The organism is Mycoplana azooxidifex, assembly GCF_014196765.1.
Lineage (GTDB): Bacteria > Pseudomonadota > Alphaproteobacteria > Rhizobiales > Rhizobiaceae > Mycoplana > Mycoplana azooxidifex.
In genome coordinates this window covers 268,481-283,722 of sequence record NZ_JACIEE010000003.1, presented here as the reverse complement: position 1 = coordinate 283,722, position 15,242 = coordinate 268,481, and the positions used below count along the sequence as shown (strand labels likewise).

Here is a 15,242-nt window from a genome sequence, read left to right as displayed (position 1 = left end):
GTTGCCACTGTCGAACGAATGCAGCGGCAGGCCGCACCGTGTACTCCCTGCGTTTTACTCTTTAAAAGTTAATGAGAATTATAACGAAAGCTAATATTGGGGCGGTGGCGCCGCATTTGCCGCTTGATATTCGTCAAGAAAAACAGCGGCTTCGCCTTACGTTACGTGAGGCAGGCGGTGGCGTCTGCCGCAGAGAAGACAAGAAATGGCCGCGTTGTGTTAATCATTTCGGCCTGGGGTGCGGTTTTTCAGCCCGGAATTGACTTTTCCCGGCCTTTCCCCTTATAAGCCGCGCACGTCCGGGCGGGCTGTCACTTCGGCGACGGCGAATGCGTCCGCAAACGTAACGCTCCTTGCTTAAACGCAAACCCAAGAAGGGCCGCACACCGCGGTGTTACAATAAATGTCGAAGCGTACCTTTCAACCTTCCAAGCTTGTTCGCAAGCGTCGTCACGGCTTCCGTGCCCGTATGGCCACCAAGGGCGGTCGCGCGGTTCTTTCCGCTCGCCGTGCACGCGGTCGCAAGCGTCTTTCGGCCTAAAGGCCGCGCTTGCCCGAAGCGAGAGCCGGGCAATGACCAAAGATGACGAAAAAATGACTGTCGGACGGCTGAAAAGCCGCCCGCAGTTTCTTTATGTGCGGGAGGGAGAAAAGCGCAAAGGGCCGCTGTTTCTCCTGGAGATGCGCGACCGGCAAGAGCCGGACGCTCCCCCGCGCGTCGGTTTCACCGTCACCAAGAAGCACGGCAACGCCGTCGAACGGAACCGGATGCGCCGGCGCCTGAAAGAGGCGGTGCGCCTTTCCGCCGGGTTTGCAATGGCGCCCGGACACGACTATGTCATCGTCGCCAGGCGCGACATTCTCCATGCGGGCTTTGCGGAACTCCAGGACCGCCTTCGCGAGCGCATCAGCAACAGGCAGAAACACAAGAGGCCGGCTCCCTCCGGCCCCGGGAAAGAATGATGGAAAACAACCGCAATTATTTCGTGGCGATTGCGCTGTCGGTGCTGATCCTGATCGCCTGGCAGTTCCTCTACGTCAATCCGAAGATCGAGCACGAACGCTCGGTCGCCGAGATTCAGGCGGAACTGGACAAGGACAATCCGGTGACCCCGCAGGCAACGACCGCGGCATCGACGCCCGCAGCCGGCGCCGTTCCCGGTGCCGCCACGGAAAGCGGACAGGCAGCGCCGGTCCAGAGCGCGCGCATCCAGATCGAGACCGGTTCGCTGCTCGGCTCCATCAACCTCACCGGCGCGCGCTTCGACGACCTGAAGCTGCGCGAGTACCACGAGACGGTCGATCGCTCGAGCCCGATCATCACGCTTCTCAGCCCGGCCGATACCGAGCATGGCTACTTCGCCGAGGTCGCCTATGTCGGCAACGAGACCACCGGCCAGGTTCCCGGCCCGCAGACGGTCTGGACGCAGGAGGGCACCGGCAAACTCACCACCACCACCCCGGTCACCCTGAGCTACACCAACGACAAGGGCATCCGCTTCGTCCGCACGATCTCCGTGGACGAGCACTACATGTTCCAGGTCACCGACCAGATCGAGAACACCACGGGCGCGCCCCTGTCGCTCTCCAGCTATGGCCGCGTCACGCGTTTCACCAAGCCGACGACACCCAGCGTCTACGTCCTGCATGAGGGTTTCATCGGCTATCTCGGTGAACTCGGCCTGCACGAGGTGAAGTATTCCGCCGCCGAGGACGACACCACGATCGCGCCCGGCAGGGCCACCAGCGGCTGGCTCGGCATCACCGACAAGTACTGGGCGACCGCGCTGGTGCCGCCGCAGACCGTTCCCTACGAGACCCGCTTCTCGCACTTCACCGACGGGCGTCCGCGCTTCCAGGCCGACTTCCGCCAGGATGCGATCACGATCGCGCCGGGGCAGAAGGGTGAGGTCAAGAACATGCTGTTCGGCGGCGCCAAGGAAGTGCCGGTCATCGACGGCTACAAGACGTCCCTTTCCATCCCGCGCTTCGACCTGATGATTGACTGGGGCTGGTTCTGGTTCTTCACCAAGCCGATGTTCCAGATGCTGGACTTCTTCTTCCGCTACTTCGGCAATTTCGGCGTGGCCATCCTGATCACCACGATCGTCGTCAAGGGCGTGTTCTTCCCGCTCGCCAGCAAGCAGTACGCCTCCATGGCGAACATGAAGCGGCTTCAGCCGAAGATGGAGGAACTGAAGGCCAAGTTCGGCGACGACAAGATGGGCCTGCAGCAGGCGATGATGGCGCTCTACAAGGAGGAGAAGATTAACCCCTTGGCGGGCTGCTGGCCGATCCTGTTGCAGATCCCGGTCTTCTTCGCGCTCTACAAGGTCATCTACATCACCATCGAGATGCGCCATGCGCCGTTCTTCGGCTGGATCCAGGACCTGTCGGCGCCTGATCCGACCTCGCTGTTCAACCTGTTCGGCCTGCTGCCGTTCGAGGTGCCGCATATGCTTTTGATCGGCGTCTGGCCGCTGATCATGGGCGTCACCATGTTCCTGCAGATGCGCCTGAACCCGACGCCGCCCGATCCTACCCAGGCGATGATCTTCACCTGGATGCCGGTCGTCTTCACCTTCATGCTGGCGAGCTTCCCGGCCGGCCTCGTCATCTATTGGGCCTGGAACAACACGCTTTCGATCATCCAGCAGGCGATCATCATGAAGCGCCACGGCGTCAAGGTGGAGCTGTTCGACAATCTGAAGGGGCTCTTCGGCAAGAAACCGGATCCGGCGAAATAGCCGGTCCCGCCAATACTTCTGGAAGCCCCGGTTCGCCGGGGCTTCTTCGTTTCAGTGTCGGGCCTGTGCCGGTTGCGACGTTCCCGCGTCGTTGCCGCGTGCGCCTCCTGGCCGGCGGCCTGCCAGTATCCGCACGTCCATCCCTGCGAGCACGATCATGTCCACTTCCGAGGTTTCAGCATCCTCCGCCATTGCCGATGCCCGCGGCCAGGGCTATGGCGCGACGCTGGTGCTCGCCGCCGCGATCGTCTGGAGTTTCGGCGGCACGCTCGCGCGGTTCCTCGACATCGACGACGGCTGGACCGTCATCTTCTGGCGATCGCTGTTCGCCGCGCTCTTCCTCCTTCTCTTCATGCTGCTGCGGGACGGTGTGCGCGGCACGAAGGCGCTCTTCTCCGGCATGGGCCTGCCGGGCCTCGCGGTCGGCCTCTGCTTTGCCACGGCATCGACCTCGTTCATCCTGGCGCTGGCCTACACCACGGTGGCGAATGTGGTTCTCATCCAGGCGAGCGTTCCCCTGATCGCCGCCCTCATGTGCCGCGTCCTGTTCGGCGAGCGTATCGCCGCCGCCACCTGGGTCGCGATCGCGGCCGTCATCTTCGGCGTCGGGATCATGGTCTCCGGCTCGATCACCGGCCGCCTCTCGCCGATCGGCGACGCGCTGGCGCTGCTGATCGCGTTTTCCTTCGCCACCGCCACCGTCATCACCCGGCGCTTCTCCCATGTCCGGATGACGCCGGCCGTTTTCACCGGAACGGCGATCGCCGGTGTCGTCGCCGCCTCGCAGGCCGCAGGGTTCGTCGTCTCCGCGTCGGAACTCGGCATCCTCGTCGTCTTCGGCTCCCTCAACTTCGGCCTCGGCCTCGCCTTGTTCGTCACCGGCGCGCGGCTGGTCCCTTCGGCGCTTGCAGCGCTTCTGGGCACGGCCGAGACAGTGCTGGCGCCGCTCTGGGTGGCGCTCTTCCACGGCGAGGTGCCGGGCGGGCGCACCGTGACGGGCGGCGCGATCGTGCTGGCGGCGCTCCTTTGCTACCTCGGCCGCGAGATGTGGCGCCAGCGGCGAGGCGCGCTTGTCGCTTGACATTGCGGGGCAAAACCGTGAAGCCGGGCGAAAAGCTCGGGAAGGCCAGACGATGACAGCGACAAAATCCGGCGATGACAAGCCGCTCTTCGGGCGGCCGTGGATCTTCATCCGCGGCGTTCCGGCGATGAAGTTCCTGCCGCCGGAAGGTCCGCCGGAGGTCGCCTTCGCCGGCCGCTCGAACGTCGGCAAGTCCTCGCTGATCAATGCGCTCGTCGGCCACAAGGGTCTGGCGCGCACGTCCAACACGCCCGGCCGCACCCAGGAACTGAACTATTTCGTGCCCGATGGCTATTCCGGCGCCGAGGGAGACCTGCCGCCGATGGCGCTGGTCGACATGCCCGGCTACGGCTACGCGCAGGCGCCGAAGGAACAGGTCGACGCCTGGACGAGGCTCGTCTTCGACTACCTGCGCGGTCGCTCCACGCTGAAGCGCGTCTACGTGCTGATCGACAGCCGCCACGGTATCAAGAAGAACGACGAGGACGTCTTCGACCTGCTGGACAAGGCCGCCGTCTCCTACCAGATCGTCCTGACCAAGACGGACAAGATCAAGGAGGCGGGGGTGCCGAGGCTCGTCGCCGAGACGGCCGAAAAGGTCCGCAAGCGGCCGGCAGCCTATCCGGAGATACTCTCGACCTCCTCGGAGAAGGGCCGTGGCCTCGATACGCTGCGGGACGCGATCGAGATGACGATCGCCCACTGAGGAAGCAAACTTACGAAACTGTTGATCCGCGTCACTGGCCCGTCACCGAACGTGCCCTATGTCGTAGTGCATCGCGCGTCTTGTGCGGCGCGTGAGGGACGATGTACGACTGGCGTGCGCAAAGGGCCTCCTCGAAAATCGATCGGGGCTCAAAGGGGCTTTGCGGGCGTTCACCGCGATCGGCGTCCGCCGATGCGAATTCAAGAGGGAGATATTGATGTCCGATTTGATCGTAGTGGGATTTGATACGCCGGACGAGGCCGACAAGGTCCTCGTGAAGCTGGCGGGCCTGAAGAAGGAATACCTGATCGACCTCGAGGATGCCGTCGTCGTCGTTCGCGATGAGGCCGGAAAGGTCCATCTGAAGCAGAGCCTCAACCTGACCGCCGTCGGCGCCTCCACGGGCCTGCTATCGGGCGCGCTGTGGGGTGGCCTCGTCGGGCTGCTGTTCCTGAATCCGCTGGCAGGCTTTGCCATCGGCGGCGCCGTCGGCGCCGGTGCCGGCGCGCTGTCCGGATCGTTGAGCGACTACGGCATCGACGACAACTTCATCAAGTCGCTGGGCGAGACAATCCCGAACAACTCGTCCGCCCTGTTCGTGCTCGTGCGCAAGGTACAGCCCGAAAAGGTGCTGGCCGAATTCCAGGGGCTGCGCGGCCGCGTTCTCAAGACATCGCTCTCTCCGGAACAGGAGAAGAGGCTCCAGGAGGCTCTCTCGGGGGTCAGTGGAGCGGCTCCGGCGGCACCCGCCGCCTGACCAGTCAGGTTCGAGGCCGCTGCACCCTGTCGGCGGCCTCTTGCTCTTCCGGCCACTTGCGCAATGCTGCGCCGTTCAGAAGCTTCTCGCCCGGCCGGAGGCGACCACCGGCCCGGTTGCCGAACCGGTCGGTGAGCCGCCCAGCGGTTCGACGCTGACGGCAAGGACGGCGCCGGTGTTCATCATCGGCCGCATCGGCTCGGGAACCATCAGCGTCCCGTCTCCGGATTGCGACAGCACGCCGAGCGAAACGGGCGTCTTGCCATCCTCCACCAGCCACAGTTCGAGCGACTTCCCGCCGTCCTGCTTCGTTGCCGCCGGTGTCATGGTGAGCATGCCCCTGGACGCGTCGTAATGCGCCATGAGGCTGATCGGGCCGTCCGAGCCGGAAAGTTCGGCGATCATTTTTTGCGGCGGCGCCGGCGGCGCGAAGATTTCCGGCCCCAATGCCAGCAATGCCATGGAGAACGCGAGGGCGGCAAACGCCGCCGAACGCCAGAATGCCAGCGACGCCCAGATACCGCCGCGAGCGCCGGACGTGTCCTTGAGGGGCGCATCGAAGAGACGCTGCTCGACCGCCGTGAACACGCGCGGCGGCGGCGACATCGTCTCCAGCTCGTTGTTGATCGCTGACAGGTTCTCTTCCCACCGGTTCACCATGGCGGCGAACGCCCGGTCGCTCTGGAGCCGGACCTCCACCTTGCGGCGGTCCTCGGCCGACAGGACACCGAGAACGTATTCGCCTGCGATCACTTCGTCGCGGCGCGGATCTCTGCTGTTCTGGTCGGGCGATGTCATGATCCCAGGCACTCTCTCAATTTCAGCAGGCTTCGGCGAAGCCAGGTCTTCATCGTATTGAGCGGCACGTCGTAGCGGGTGGCGAGTTCCTCGTAGCTCAGGCCCTCGACATAGGCGAGCCGCACCGCTGCAGCCTTCTCGGCCTCCAGCCGGTCCATGCAGCCATCGATACGTCGGCCTTCCGATGTCAGGATGGACGCCTCCTCCGGGTCGCGCGCCGCGTCGGCGATATCATATGCTTCCTCGATGTCGCTTGCCACTGGTCTTCGCGCGCGGATCAGGTCGATCGCGTGATTGCGCGCGATCGCGGCCAGCCAGGCCGACGGGCTCGTCGCATCCGGCGCAAATCGGTCAGCCTTCTGCCAGATCTTGACGTAGATCTCCTGCAACGCGTCCTCCGCGTCCTCGCGCTTGCCGAGGATGCGCAGGCAGATCGGAAAGAGCTTTGCGCTGGTGGCGTCATAGAGACGTTTGAAGGCCCGGCGATCCTTGAGGCAGATGCGGCCGATCAGGTAGGAAATCTCGTCGTCTTGCACAGGCGGCGGCCTTTCGGGCGGGCAGGGCAGGGGTGCCGGCAAATTCGCCGGGACGATAGCAGGCGATTGCAGGCTTGGGGAGGGACAGTGACCCGCCCGCATCATTCGTCATTCCATCGTCACGCGACATGCGTTAAACAGGCGCCGACAAATTTGCGAGGCCCCCATGTCCCAGCCCGACGGCTCCCAGACCGATAATTCCCTGACCGACAGCGAAATGCAGGCGCGGCTGCTGACGCAGGCGCTGCCCTACATGCAGCGCTACGAGAACAAGACCATCGTCGTGAAGTACGGCGGCCATGCCATGGGCAATGCGGAACTGGGCAGGGCGTTTGCAAGCGACATCGCGCTTCTGAAGCAGTCCGGCGTCAACCCGATCGTCGTCCATGGCGGCGGCCCGCAGATCGGCGCCATGCTCGCCAAGATGGGCATCGAATCGAAGTTCGAAGGGGGCCTGCGCGTCACCGACCAGAAGACGGTCGAGATCGTCGAGATGGTGCTGGCCGGCTCGATCAACAAGGAGATCGTAGCCCTCATCAACCAGACCGGCGAATGGGCGATCGGGCTGTGCGGCAAGGACGGCAACATGGTCTTCGCCGAAAAGGCGAAGAAGACCGTGGTCGACCCGGACAGCAATATCGAGCGTATCCTCGACCTCGGCTTCGTCGGCGAGGTGGTCGAGGTCGACCGCACCCTGATCGATCTTCTGGCGAAGTCCGAGATGATCCCGGTCATCGCTCCGGTGGCGCCCGGCCGCGACGGCCACACCTACAACATCAACGCCGATACCTTCGCCGGCGCCATCGCCGGTGCGCTGAACGCCACCCGCCTGCTGTTCCTCACCGATGTTCCCGGCGTCCTCAACAAGCAGGGCGAACTGATTAAGGAGCTCTCGGTCGCCGAAGCCCGCGCGCTGATCAAGGACGGCACGATCTCCGGCGGCATGATCCCCAAGGTCGAGACCTGCATCGAGGCCATCAAGGCCGGCGTCCAGGGCGTCGTCATCCTCAACGGCAAGACGGCCCATTCGGTCCTGCTCGAGATCTTCACCGAGCGCGGCGCCGGCACGCTGATCGTCCCCTAGAGCACGTCTCCCGAAAGTGGGAACCGGTTTCGGGATAAAGACAAGCGTTAAAAACAAAGGCCTAAAACGCCAAAAGCGAATCCGAAGGATCGCGACGCGCTTTAAAGGCTCTGGCGGGCCCCGCAGCGGCCCGCCCCCTTATGCAGCCTTGCCGCTCCTTACGCCGTGCCGTAGACGGCGGCGGCCTGCTTGCCCAGCCAGTCGATCATGGCAAGATACGGCCTCGGGCCGTAGCTGATCCGCGCGACGCCGAGCCCGGCGAGCGTCTTCGCATCCGGCGCCTCCGGCTTCATCATCACGTTGACGGGGAGCGGCACGGCCTCGCAGATGCGCCCGATCAGGTCCGGATCTGCAAGCCAGGGCACGAAGAAGCCGTCGGCGCCGGCCTCGGCAAAGGCGAGCCCACGCTCGATTGCCGCCTCCACCAGTCCCCCGTGCCGTGCGCCATCCGCCTCCTGCAGGAACAGGTCGGTACGGGCGTTGATGAAGAACGGCATGTCCCGTTTTTCTGCCATCTGCCGGATGGCGCGGATCCGCCGGCCCTGCAGCTCGACCGGATGCAGCCCACTGCCGCCGACGACCTGGTCCTCGAAATTGATGCCGATCGCGCCGGTATCGACGATTCGCGCCACGTTCAGCGCGACGTCGTCGGGGTCGACCGCGTAGGCGCCCTCGAAGTCGATGCTCACGGGCAGTTCGGTGGCAGCGACGATCGAGCGAGCGATCTCCGTCAGGACCGGCAGGGGGACGGCCTCGCCGTCGGGATAGCCGCCTGCTGCCGCGACCGACCAACTGCCGGTGGCGAGCGCCCTGGCGCCGGCGGCAGCGACGGCCTTGGCCGTGCCGGCATCCCAGACGTTGTAGAGAATGACCGGATCGCCCTTGCGATGCAGCGCGAAGAATGCCTCAGCCTTCTGTTTCTGGTTCATCCGTTGTCCTCCCGGCTCACGATTTGTCGCCCCGATTCATAGCCGCCGTCGCACAGGCGATCAATCCGGGCGGCAGCGCGCCTCGCCGCCTACTTCCATATCAGGAGAAACAGGATGCCGGCGACGATCAGCAGGCAGCCGAGCAGCTCCATGCGGTTGATCTTCTCGCGGAAGACGAAGACGGAGGCCGCGAAGGTGAAGAGCAGCTCCATCTGCCCGAGCGCGCGCACATAAGCCACCTGCTGCAGCGCCATCGCGGTGAACCAGCAGGCGGAACCGGTGACGCCGGCAAGGCCCACGAGCGACGAAGATCGCCAGGAGCGGGCGACGCGGCCGATCTCGGAAGGATCCTTGACCATCATCCAGACGAGCATGAAGGCGGTCTGGAACGTGGTCACGCAGGCAAGCGTCACCGCCGCCTGCATGACCGGGTTGGGGCCGTCAAGCGAGAGTGCCGCCGAGCGGTAGGCGACGGCCGATATGCCGAAGATCGCCCCGGACGCGATGCCGATCAGCGCCGTCCTGCCGGTCATGGCAGCAAGCAGGTTGCGCCAGGATAGGGGCATCCGCGCCACCGAGATCATCATCACCCCGAACACGCCGACGATGATCGCCCCGACGGCGCCGGGCGTCAGTCTTTCGCCCAGGAGGATCAGCCCGAAGATCGCCGCCTGCACCGGCTCGGTCTTCGAATAGGCGGTGCCGACGGCGAAATTGCGCAGCGAGAACAGATAGACGAGCAGGATGGTGGCGAAGATCTGCGCTAGCCCGCCGACCACCGACCAGAAGGCGAAGGGCACGTTCAGCGCGGGGAGGGCGTAGCCGGCGAAATGGTGAAGAGCCGCCAGGTAGGCGATCGCCACGGGAAAGCCGTAGCCGAAGCGCACGAAGCTTGCCCCGGTGGTGCCGAGCGACGAGCGCAGGTGTTTCTGCAATGCCGAGCGCAGGTTCTGCAGGAACGCGGCGCAGATGGTGATGACGACCCAGGCTTCCATGGCTGCCGGCTGAGGGCATGTCCCCGAGGGTTAGGAATCAGGACAGGACATGCGTGAAAGGAACGGACGCGATGCGCGAAGCAGGTGCCCCGGCAGGTCAGGCTCTATCACCCCGGCAGGCGGCCGACCATGGCAAAATCCCCTGTTGCCACGCCAGGTCGATTCCTTTTTGCTTCCTGTTGCAGCCGTGTCATAAGGGCGCCCATGACCCAAGCCCAAGCGACGCATCCGCTGCCGAACAAGGCCGATTTCGCCCACGTCACCGACTGGGTGTTCGACCTCGACAACACGCTCTATCCGCACCACGTCGACCTCTTCGCCCAGATCGACGTCAACATGACGGGCTACGTCTCCGCACTCCTCGCCCTGTCGCGTGAAGAGGCCCGCGCCATCCAGAAGCGCTACTACCAGGAGCACGGCACGACGCTGAAGGGGCTGATGATCCACCACGGCATCGACCCGGCCGACTTCCTGGAGAAGGCGCACGCGATCGACTACGGCGTGCTCGCACCCGACCTCGACCTCGGCGAGGCGATCAAGGCGCTGCCGGGGCGCAAGTTCATCTTCACCAACGGAAGCGTCAGGCACGCCGAGATGACGGCGCGGGCGCTGGGCATCCTCGACCATTTCGACGACATCTTCGACATCGTCGCCGCCGAATATGTGCCCAAGCCCGCCGGCAGCACCTATGATAAGTTCATGGCGCTGCACCGGGTCGACACGACCCATGCCGTCATGTTCGAGGACCTGCCCCGCAATCTTCTGGTCCCCAAGGCGCTCGGCATGAAGACCGTACTCCTGATGCCGCGCGACGCGCACCACGAGTTCACCGACGCCTGGGAAAAGCGCACCGACGAGGACGTGCACATCGACTACACCACCTCCGACCTCACCGGCTTCCTCTCCCGCCTGGTCGGCTGAGTTTTTGGCGCGACGGCCAATGTCGGTGCATCCTTTCCGTCATGCCGGACCCGATCCGGCATCCAGCGCGCGCAAGTCCTTGCGCGCAGGAAGTGCATCCTCTCACGCCGCCGACGCGGCGTGGCTGGATCCCGGCTCGGGGGCCGGGATGACGGTGGAGAGCGCGGCGGCGTCAGCGCATCGATAGAGGCCGGTGGTGCATTGCGCACGTCCGACAACGCGCCCGCCGCTACGAAGCCGGTTCGCCAGCCTCGGTGTCCAGCTTCTCGTAGAACTTCTCGATGATCTCCCAGGCTTCCTCGGCGGTATCGACGAAGTTCATCAGTTCGACGTCGCCGGGCGAGATCGTGCCGAATTCGGCGAGCGCCTCCAGGTTGATGATCGCGTTCCAGAATTCCTTGCCGAACAGGATGAGCGGCACCAGCGCCATGCGCCCGGTCTGCATCAGCGTCACCGTCTCGAAAAGCTCGTCGAGCGTGCCGAAGCCGCCCGGAAAAACGGTCACGGCCTTTGCCCGCAGCAGGAAATGCATCTTGCGCACGGCGAAGTAGTGGAAGTTGAAGCTGAGCTCGGGGGTCACGAAGGCATTCGGCGCCTGCTCGTGCGGCAGCACGATGTTGAGCCCGATCGAGGGCGCGCCGACATCCGCTGCACCGCGGTTGCCCGCTTCCATGACGCCGGGACCGCCGCCGGTGACGACCACGAATTCCTTGAACCCCATCTCCGCCGAACGTTCCGAGCACAGTCTGGCGAACTTGCGTGCCTCGTCGTAGTAGACCGAAGCCGCTTCCAGGTTCTTGCGCTGCGTTTCGTTGCGGGCTGCCCATGCCTCCATGCCGGGCGCGGGGATGCGGGCGCCACCGAACATCACGACCGTGGAGTTGATGCCGCGCTCGGACAATATCATCTCGACCTTCAGGAGTTCGAGCTGCAGCCGAACCGGCCGCAGTTCCTCCCGGCAGAGGAACTCGTCGTCGATATAGGCGAGCCGGTAGGCGGACGACGTCGATTGCGGCGTCTGGGGAACGACGGAAGCCCTGTGCTTGTCGAATTCGCTGTCTGCCAGGGGATCCCACACGCCGTCCTTGCGTCGGAGGTTCTTCTTCTTCAGTCGTGCCATTTCGCTCTTCCATCATGCGGTCGGCGCCCGGTTTCGACAGCAGGCGCGGACCCGTTCTTCACTCTCGTACGGGCGATGGCGGGCTGTAGCATCTTAGCCGCACAGTCGCGACATCATCTGCCGGAAAAAGGCTTCAACTTTCCGGGATCATGCTCTAGGACTGCTGCCGACAATTGATGTGCCCCTCCGGCGTCCCGATGGACCAGAATAGTGGTCGAAGTTTAAGGAATTCCGATGAACAACTCCAATCTCGCCGCCCTTGAAGCCACGATCGAACGCGCCTTCGAAGAGCGCGAGCAGGTCAACACCGCGACCCGTGGCGAGGTGCGCGATGCCGTCGAAACCTCGCTGAACCTTCTGGACAGCGGCAAGGCGCGTGTGGCGGAGAAGGGCGCGGACGGCAACTGGACGGTCAACCAGTGGCTCAAGAAGGCGGTGCTCCTGTCCTTCCGCCTGAACCCGATGGAGATCGTGCCCGGCGGTCCGGGCGCGTCTGTGTGGTGGGACAAGGTTCCGTCCAAGTTCGACGGCTGGAGCGTCAACGAGTTCGAGCGTGCGGGCTTCCGCGCCGTGCCGACCTGCGTCGTCCGCCGCTCGGCCTATATCGCCCCGAACGCGATCCTGATGCCCTCCTTCGTCAATCTCGGCGCCTATGTCGGCGAGGGCACGATGGTCGATACCTGGGCCACGGTCGGCTCCTGCGCCCAGATCGGCAAGCATGTGCATCTCTCCGGCGGCGTCGGCATCGGCGGCGTGCTGGAGCCGATGCAGGCCGGCCCGACCATCATCGAGGACAACTGCTTCATCGGGGCCCGCTCTGAGGTCGTGGAAGGCTGCATCGTCCGCGAGGGCTCGGTGCTCGGCATGGGCGTCTTCATCGGCAAGTCGACGAAGATCGTCGACCGCGCCACCGGCGAGATCACCTATGGCGAAGTGCCGCCCTATTCGGTCGTCGTCGCCGGATCGCTGCCCTCCGACAAGACAATGCCCAACGGCCAGCCGGCGCCGAGCCTCTACTGCGCCGTCATCGTCAAGCGTGTCGACGAGCAGACCCGCTCGAAGACCGGCATCAACGAACTGCTTCGGGACTGACGCATGAATGACGCGGACCGGCCGCCAAGCCTCAGCTGGTTTTTCTTCGGCTGGTCCGGCCGCGTCTCCCGCATGCCTTTTGCGCTCGGCTGGGGCTTCTGGCTCATGCTGGTCTCGGCCTTCCTGACCCAACTGGTCATGACGCCGCACGAAGAGCCGATGTTTGCCGTCTGGACCATGCTGTTTCTGGCCGTCGGCGTCGTCTCTTCCATCTCCACGGTCATGCTCAGCGTCAAGCGGCTGCACGACATGGCGCTGCCTTCGCCGCTGGTGCTGTGCCTGTTCGTGCCGGCCGTCTCGCTGTTCGCGCTGGTCGCCTTTCTCGTCTGGCCCGGCACGCCAGGCGCCAACGCCCATGGCGCGGTCACCAACCGGCCGAGAGAGTAATACCAACCTGCACTGATATTGACCGATTGCGCCGGAGCGGTTTTGGCCTGCGGCCAGGAGAGAACCGCAGTCGGACCTGTCGGTCCGGCGAGGATTTTCGACGCCGTCGACCGATGCCAAGGCATCGCTCTGCGGTATACTCCTCGCCGGATGACCGCAGGCGGTCCCACGCAATCGGTCAATATCAGTGCAGGTTGGTATAAGCGGCGCAAGACCGATGGGTGATGACAGCGCTGGTCCGATAAGCTAGATCGGGAGGCGAGTCCGGAGGCGCATTTCGCGCGGCCAACCCGCCGGCAGGCAGTCCAGATCATGACCACGATGAATCCCGTCGAAAATCTCGCCACCCTCATTCGCTGCCCGTCCGTGACGCCTGCCGAAGGCGGCGCGCTGGCGGCGCTCGAAGCCATGCTCGTCCCGCTCGGGTTTGCCGTGCAGCGGGTGGTGATGTCCGCGCCGGGTACGCCGGACATCGAGAACCTCTATGCCCGCATCGGCACCGAGGGGCCGCACCTGATGTTCGCCGGTCATACCGACGTCGTCCCCGTCGGCGATGCCGCCGCCTGGACGCACGATCCCTTCGCAGCCGAGATCGCAGATGGGCAGATGTATGGCCGCGGCGCCGTCGACATGAAAGGCGGCATCGCCTGCTTCGTCGCCGCCGTGGCGCGCCACATTGAAAAGCATGGCCCGCCCAAGGGCTCCGTCTCCTTCCTCATCACCGGCGACGAGGAGGGCCCGGCGGTCAACGGCACGATCAAGCTGCTCGAATGGGCCGCCGCCCGCGGCGAACGCTGGGATGCCTGCCTCGTCGGGGAACCGACCAATCCCGACGCGCTCGGCGACATGATCAAGATCGGCCGGCGCGGCTCGGTATCGGGAGCCCTCACCGTCTTCGGCGTCCAGGGCCATGCCGCCTATCCGCACCTTGCCGACAATCCCGTTCGCGCCGTCATCGCGCTCGCCGACGCGCTGATGGATCCGCCCTTCGATGCCGGCACCGACGATTTTCAGCCCTCCAATCTGGAGGTGACCACGATCGACGTCGGCAATCCGGCCGTCAACGTGGTTCCCGCCAAGGCACAGGCGAGCTTCAACATCCGTTTCAACGACAGCTGGACGGCGGACACGGTCAAGGCCGAGATCGTCCGCCGTCTCGATGGCGCCGCCGCCGACCAGCGCCTCAGGCCCGGCCGGGCGCCGATCCGCTACGAGCTCCGCTGGGCCGAGCGTCCGAGCCATGTCTTCCTCACCCGTGACGACCGCCTGATCGCCTCGCTGTCTTCGGCGATCGAGGCTTCGATCGGCCGGGTGCCGAAGCTGTCGACCACCGGCGGCACGTCGGATGCGCGTTTCATCAAGGATTACTGCCCCGTCGTCGAATTCGGCCTCGTCGGCCAGACCATGCACATGGTCGACGAGCGTGTCGCCGTCGCCGACCTGGAAACGCTGACGCTCATCTACGAGACCTTCCTCGCGCGCTGGTTTGCCAATGCCGGCATTTGACGAGGTCCTCTACTACCTGACCGGCATCTGGCATCTCGTCCGGAAGCAGCAGGACGGGTTCGGCTGGCTCGACCTTAGCTGGCGTGGCCTCGTGCGCTCTTTCTGGGCCTTCGTCTGGAGCCTGCCGGCGCTGGCGGTCATCTGGGCATCGTGGCGGATCTATTTTCTCGGCCGCATGCCGGAGGGAACGGGCGCGGGCGTCGATTTCGTCTTCAAGATGTTCGTCATCGACGCCATCGGCTGGATGCTGCCGCTGGCGCTCGTGGCTGTGCTGGCCCGTCCTCTCGGCTATGCACAGCACGTGGCGACGATGATCATCGCCAGCAACTGGATCGGCGTCCCCTTCGCCTACGCCACCGCGATCCCCTTTGCGATTTCGCTGGTGGTGCCCGCCTTCTCCGCCTTCTCGGGCCTGCTGCTCTACGCGGTCTTCGGCGCCAGCATCGCCTTGCAGTATAGGCTCCTGTGGATGTGCGTCGGCAAGCAGTCGCTGCTGGCGGCCACGCTGACGGCTCTCTTCGTGCTGCCGCCGCTGCTCGCCGGGCAGGGCCTGCAGGTGCTGTTCGGTACTCTTCCGGTCTGA

At 64.8% G+C, this 15,242-nt stretch carries 17 protein-coding genes; 12 read left to right on the top strand and 5 right to left on the bottom strand.

The window, feature by feature from the left end:
* The first annotated feature begins 403 nt into the window (after positions 1-403).
* The 6 genes from rpmH to GGQ64_RS07885 all read left to right on the top strand — a co-directional run bounded on the left by rpmH (position 404) and on the right by GGQ64_RS07885 (position 5,291).
* A complete protein-coding gene (gene rpmH, locus GGQ64_RS07910) occupies positions 404-541 on the top strand; it encodes a 50S ribosomal protein L34 (RefSeq protein ID WP_097140358.1) in 138 nt (45 codons plus the stop codon).
* 32 nt (positions 542-573) lie between these two features.
* A complete protein-coding gene (gene rnpA, locus GGQ64_RS07905) occupies positions 574-963 on the top strand; it encodes a ribonuclease P protein component (protein WP_183801761.1) in 390 nt (129 codons plus the stop codon).
* Positions 963-2,747 carry a membrane protein insertase YidC gene (yidC, locus tag GGQ64_RS07900; protein ID WP_183801758.1) on the top strand — a complete coding sequence of 595 codons (1,785 nt, stop codon included), beginning with the start codon at positions 963-965 and terminating at the stop codon, positions 2,745-2,747. The genes rnpA and yidC overlap by 1 nt, the downstream gene beginning before the upstream one ends.
* 157 nt (positions 2,748-2,904) lie before the next feature.
* Positions 2,905-3,828, top strand: a complete 924-nt coding sequence (locus GGQ64_RS07895; RefSeq protein ID WP_183801755.1) for a DMT family transporter — start codon at positions 2,905-2,907, stop codon at positions 3,826-3,828.
* A gap of 52 nt (positions 3,829-3,880) precedes the next feature.
* Positions 3,881-4,534, top strand: coding sequence for a ribosome biogenesis GTP-binding protein YihA/YsxC (gene yihA / locus GGQ64_RS07890; protein WP_183801753.1), 654 nt, complete (start codon positions 3,881-3,883; stop codon positions 4,532-4,534).
* 217 nt (positions 4,535-4,751) lie between these two features.
* On the top strand, positions 4,752-5,291 hold the full coding sequence (locus GGQ64_RS07885; protein WP_183801750.1) for a DUF1269 domain-containing protein: 540 nt from the start codon (positions 4,752-4,754) through the stop codon (positions 5,289-5,291).
* Positions 5,292-5,366: 75 nt separating this feature from the next.
* Here GGQ64_RS07885 and GGQ64_RS07880 read toward each other — a convergent pair whose 3' ends face one another.
* On the bottom strand, positions 5,367-6,089 hold the full coding sequence (locus GGQ64_RS07880) for an anti-sigma factor (RefSeq protein WP_183801746.1): 723 nt from the start codon (positions 6,087-6,089) through the stop codon (positions 5,367-5,369).
* Positions 6,086-6,625 carry a sigma-70 family RNA polymerase sigma factor gene (locus GGQ64_RS07875; protein ID WP_183801743.1) on the bottom strand — a complete coding sequence of 180 codons (540 nt, stop codon included), beginning with the start codon at positions 6,623-6,625 and terminating at the stop codon, positions 6,086-6,088. The genes GGQ64_RS07880 and GGQ64_RS07875 overlap by 4 nt, the downstream gene beginning before the upstream one ends.
* Positions 6,626-6,791: 166 nt before the next feature.
* Here GGQ64_RS07875 and argB point away from each other — a divergent pair, with 166 nt between their 5' ends.
* Positions 6,792-7,709, top strand: coding sequence for an acetylglutamate kinase (gene argB, locus GGQ64_RS07870; RefSeq protein WP_183801740.1), 918 nt, complete (start codon positions 6,792-6,794; stop codon positions 7,707-7,709).
* 158 nt (positions 7,710-7,867) lie between these two features.
* On the opposite strand, the gene GGQ64_RS07865 is transcribed toward argB, so the two are convergent.
* Positions 7,868-8,638 (bottom strand): isocitrate lyase/PEP mutase family protein, encoded by a 771-nt coding sequence (locus tag GGQ64_RS07865; protein ID WP_183801737.1) that lies wholly within the window; start codon positions 8,636-8,638, stop codon positions 7,868-7,870.
* Between the two features lie 89 nt (positions 8,639-8,727).
* Positions 8,728-9,633 carry a DMT family transporter gene (locus GGQ64_RS07860; RefSeq protein WP_183801734.1) on the bottom strand — a complete coding sequence of 302 codons (906 nt, stop codon included), beginning with the start codon at positions 9,631-9,633 and terminating at the stop codon, positions 8,728-8,730.
* Positions 9,634-9,837: 204 nt separating this feature from the next.
* On the opposite strand from GGQ64_RS07860, the gene GGQ64_RS07855 reads away from it, so the two are divergent.
* Positions 9,838-10,554, top strand: a complete 717-nt coding sequence (locus GGQ64_RS07855; RefSeq protein ID WP_183801731.1) for a pyrimidine 5'-nucleotidase — start codon at positions 9,838-9,840, stop codon at positions 10,552-10,554.
* Between the two features lie 229 nt (positions 10,555-10,783).
* On the opposite strand, the gene GGQ64_RS07850 is transcribed toward GGQ64_RS07855, so the two are convergent.
* The gene (locus GGQ64_RS07850; RefSeq protein ID WP_183801728.1) at positions 10,784-11,674 is read right to left on the bottom strand and encodes an LOG family protein; all 891 of its coding nucleotides are present in this window, start codon (positions 11,672-11,674) and stop codon (positions 10,784-10,786) included.
* 234 nt (positions 11,675-11,908) lie between these two features.
* Here GGQ64_RS07850 and dapD point away from each other — a divergent pair, with 234 nt between their 5' ends.
* The 4 genes from dapD (at position 11,909) to GGQ64_RS07830 (ending at position 15,242) form a co-directional block, all read left to right on the top strand.
* On the top strand, positions 11,909-12,766 hold the full coding sequence (gene dapD, locus GGQ64_RS07845; protein ID WP_183801725.1) for a 2,3,4,5-tetrahydropyridine-2,6-dicarboxylate N-succinyltransferase: 858 nt from the start codon (positions 11,909-11,911) through the stop codon (positions 12,764-12,766).
* Between the two features lie 3 nt (positions 12,767-12,769).
* Positions 12,770-13,153: a DUF805 domain-containing protein gene (locus GGQ64_RS07840; RefSeq protein ID WP_183801722.1), complete on the top strand. Its 384-nt coding sequence runs from the start codon at positions 12,770-12,772 to the stop codon at positions 13,151-13,153.
* A gap of 312 nt (positions 13,154-13,465) precedes the next feature.
* On the top strand, positions 13,466-14,659 hold the full coding sequence (dapE, locus tag GGQ64_RS07835) for a succinyl-diaminopimelate desuccinylase (RefSeq protein ID WP_183801719.1): 1,194 nt from the start codon (positions 13,466-13,468) through the stop codon (positions 14,657-14,659).
* Complete coding sequence (locus GGQ64_RS07830; protein WP_183801715.1) at positions 14,646-15,242, top strand: hypothetical protein; 597 nt, start codon at positions 14,646-14,648, stop codon at positions 15,240-15,242. Before dapE ends, GGQ64_RS07830 begins: the two co-directional genes overlap by 14 nt.

Excerpts from the sequence above, each read along its gene's own strand:
- rpmH (WP_097140358.1), top strand. The coding sequence starts at position 404 with ATGTCGAAGCGTACCTTTCAACCTTCCAAGCTTGTTCGCAAGCGTCGT.
- rnpA (WP_183801761.1), top strand. The coding sequence starts at position 574 with ATGACCAAAGATGACGAAAAAATGACTGTCGGACGGCTGAAAAGCCGC.
- yidC (WP_183801758.1), top strand. The coding sequence starts at position 963 with ATGGAAAACAACCGCAATTATTTCGTGGCGATTGCGCTGTCGGTGCTG.
- GGQ64_RS07895 (WP_183801755.1), top strand. The coding sequence starts at position 2,905 with ATGTCCACTTCCGAGGTTTCAGCATCCTCCGCCATTGCCGATGCCCGC.
- yihA (WP_183801753.1), top strand. The coding sequence starts at position 3,881 with ATGACAGCGACAAAATCCGGCGATGACAAGCCGCTCTTCGGGCGGCCG.
- GGQ64_RS07885 (WP_183801750.1), top strand. The coding sequence starts at position 4,752 with ATGTCCGATTTGATCGTAGTGGGATTTGATACGCCGGACGAGGCCGAC.
- GGQ64_RS07880 (WP_183801746.1), bottom strand. The coding sequence starts at position 6,089 with ATGACATCGCCCGACCAGAACAGCAGAGATCCGCGCCGCGACGAAGTG.
- argB (WP_183801740.1), top strand. The coding sequence starts at position 6,792 with ATGTCCCAGCCCGACGGCTCCCAGACCGATAATTCCCTGACCGACAGC.
- GGQ64_RS07865 (WP_183801737.1), bottom strand. The coding sequence starts at position 8,638 with ATGAACCAGAAACAGAAGGCTGAGGCATTCTTCGCGCTGCATCGCAAG.
- GGQ64_RS07860 (WP_183801734.1), bottom strand. The coding sequence starts at position 9,633 with ATGGAAGCCTGGGTCGTCATCACCATCTGCGCCGCGTTCCTGCAGAAC.
- GGQ64_RS07855 (WP_183801731.1), top strand. The coding sequence starts at position 9,838 with ATGACCCAAGCCCAAGCGACGCATCCGCTGCCGAACAAGGCCGATTTC.
- GGQ64_RS07850 (WP_183801728.1), bottom strand. The coding sequence starts at position 11,674 with ATGGCACGACTGAAGAAGAAGAACCTCCGACGCAAGGACGGCGTGTGG.
- dapD (WP_183801725.1), top strand. The coding sequence starts at position 11,909 with ATGAACAACTCCAATCTCGCCGCCCTTGAAGCCACGATCGAACGCGCC.
- GGQ64_RS07840 (WP_183801722.1), top strand. The coding sequence starts at position 12,770 with ATGAATGACGCGGACCGGCCGCCAAGCCTCAGCTGGTTTTTCTTCGGC.
- dapE (WP_183801719.1), top strand. The coding sequence starts at position 13,466 with ATGACCACGATGAATCCCGTCGAAAATCTCGCCACCCTCATTCGCTGC.
- GGQ64_RS07830 (WP_183801715.1), top strand. The coding sequence starts at position 14,646 with ATGCCGGCATTTGACGAGGTCCTCTACTACCTGACCGGCATCTGGCAT.